The following is a 2,422-nucleotide window of genomic DNA, read 5'->3' on the forward strand; positions in this document are numbered from 1 at the left end:
TGGATCCGCCGGTGATGGGCCGTCTGCTTGCCCTGATCGCCTCCAGTGAGGGTGACGAGCCTGACGACGTCGGCGAAGGGTCCACCTCCCTGCTCGCCTTGATCAAGGCGAGTCCGGGCAACGTGAGCCTGGAGTCGATGATGACTGAGATCGGGAAGCTGCGGGCGGTCCGGGCACTGGACCTGCCGCCCCGGTTGTTCGTCGACGTCGCTCCGAGAGTTCTCGCGGGCTGGCGTACCCGCGCGGCGGTCGAGGCGCCATCGCATCTACGCCGTCACGCGCCACCGTTGACGGTGACGTTGCTGGCGGCGCTGGTTCACCAGCGGGAGCGGGAAATCACCGACACCTTGGTCGAGCTGTTGATCGCGACTGTGCATCGGATCGGCGCTCGCGCCGAACGCAGGGTCACCAATGAGCTGATCAACGCGTTCAGGAAAGTGACGGGTAAGGAGAACATCCTCTTCTCGATTGCTGAAGCGGCGCTCGAGAAGCCTGATGGTGCGGTGCGTGAGGTGGTGTTCCCGGCCGTGACGGGAGGGGAGCAGACGCTGCGGGAGCTGGTGCACGAGTTCAAGACCAAGGGTCCGGTGTATCGGCGGACGGTGCAGACGACGCTGCGGGCCTCCTACACCGGGCATTACCGCCGCGGGCTGATCGCCTTGCTGGACGTGCTCGAGTTTCGCAGCAACAACACCGCCCACCGTCCGGTGATCGAGGCTCTGGAATTGATCGGCCATTACGCCAAGGCCGGCAATCTGACGTACTACCCGCTCGGTCAGAGCGTGCCCGCCCATCGTGGCACGAGCGGGGATTGGTCGGATCTGGTCTACCGGGCCGATACCCGCGGCCGGGCCCGCGTCACCCGGATGGTGTACGAAGTCGTCACCTTCCAGGCGCTGCGAGAGCAGCTGCGGTGCAAGGAGATCTGGGTCGTCGGCGCCGACTCCTGGCGTAACCCCGATGAGGACCTACCTGTCGATTTCGAGCAAAGCCGCAGGGAGAACTACGGGGAGCTGCGCAAGCCCCTGGATCCGAGCGTGTTCATCGGTGATCTGCGTGGCGAGATGACCGCCGCCCTGGACGAGCTTGACAGCGCGATCCCGGACCTGGAGTGGCTCGACGTCGCCGATCGGGCGTCCGGGGCGATCAAGCTGTCCAGGTATGAGGCGGCACCGGAGCCGCGCAATCTGCGCCGGATCAAGGCCGAGGTGCAGCGGCGATGGGGCACGGTGCCGCTGATCGACATCCTCAAGGAAGCGGTTCTTCGCACCGGCTGCCTCAACGAGGTCAGTGCCGTCGCGGGCAGCGGCATGTTGCCAGTCGAGGTGCTGGCCGAGCGGCTGATGCTGGCGATCTATGCCTACGGCACCAACACCGGTATCCGCGCGGTCGCCGCCGGGGGCGGGCACGGGCATGTCGAGGACGAGATCCGCTACGTCCGACTGCGCTACCTCACCCGCGACACCGCCCAAGCCGTTGCGATCGGGATCGCCAACGCGACGTTCGCCGCGCGTCAGCAGACGATCTGGGGTGAAGGGTCGACGGCGGTCGCGTCGGACTCGACGCACTTCCGGTCGTACGACCAGAACATTTTCACCGAATGGCATTCCCGCTACGGCGGGCGCGGGATCCTGATCTACTGGCACGTCGAGCGTGGGTCGATGGTCGTGCACTCCCAGACTCTGCGGGCTTCGGCGTCGGAGGTGCACGCGATGGTCGAGGGCGCCATCCGGCACGGGACCACGATGAAGGTCGAAGGCAACTACGTCGACAGCCATGGCCAGTCCGAGATCGGGTTCGGCATCACCCGCCTGCTCGGTTTCGACCTCCTCCCGCGGATCAAACGGATCAACAAGGTCCGCCTCTATCGCCCAACGACCGGCCAGCCGGAGGCGTACGCGCGGCTGGCGCCGGCGTTGACTCGGCCGATCCGGTGGGACCTGGTCGAGCAGAACTACGACCAGATGATCAAGTACGCGACCGCGATCCGACAAGGAACCGCCTCGACCGAGGCGATCCTGCGGCGATTCACCCGTTCCGCGTCCCACCCGACCTATCAGGCGATGTTGGAGGTTGGACGGGCTCAACGCACGATCTTCGTCGCCCGGTATCTCCGGAGCCGCGAGCTGCAACGCGAGATCACCGAAGGCCTCAACGTCGTCGAGGCGTTCAACGGCGCGAACTCGGTGATCTATTACGGCAAGGGCGGCGAGATTGCGTCCAACCGTCAGGACGAGCAGGAGATGACCGTGTTGTGCCTGAGGATCTTGCAAGCGGCGCTGGTGTACGTGAACACCCTGATGCTGCAAGACGTTCTCGCCGAACACGACTGGAGCGACCTCCTCACTCTCGAGGACCGGCGCGGGCTGACCCCGCTGTTTTGGCAGCACGTCCTGCCCTACGGCGAGGTCAAACTCGACAT

1 protein-coding gene is annotated in these 2,422 nt (G+C 65.6%); it reads left to right on the forward strand.

The window, feature by feature from the left end:
• On the forward strand, nucleotides 1–2,422 hold a 2,422-nt coding region (locus tag VET27_RS19410), incomplete at both ends, for a Tn3 family transposase (RefSeq protein ID WP_526521057.1).

It is taken from the genome of Mycobacterium sp. (assembly GCF_035633495.1).
Lineage (GTDB): Bacteria > Actinomycetota > Actinomycetes > Mycobacteriales > Mycobacteriaceae > Mycobacterium.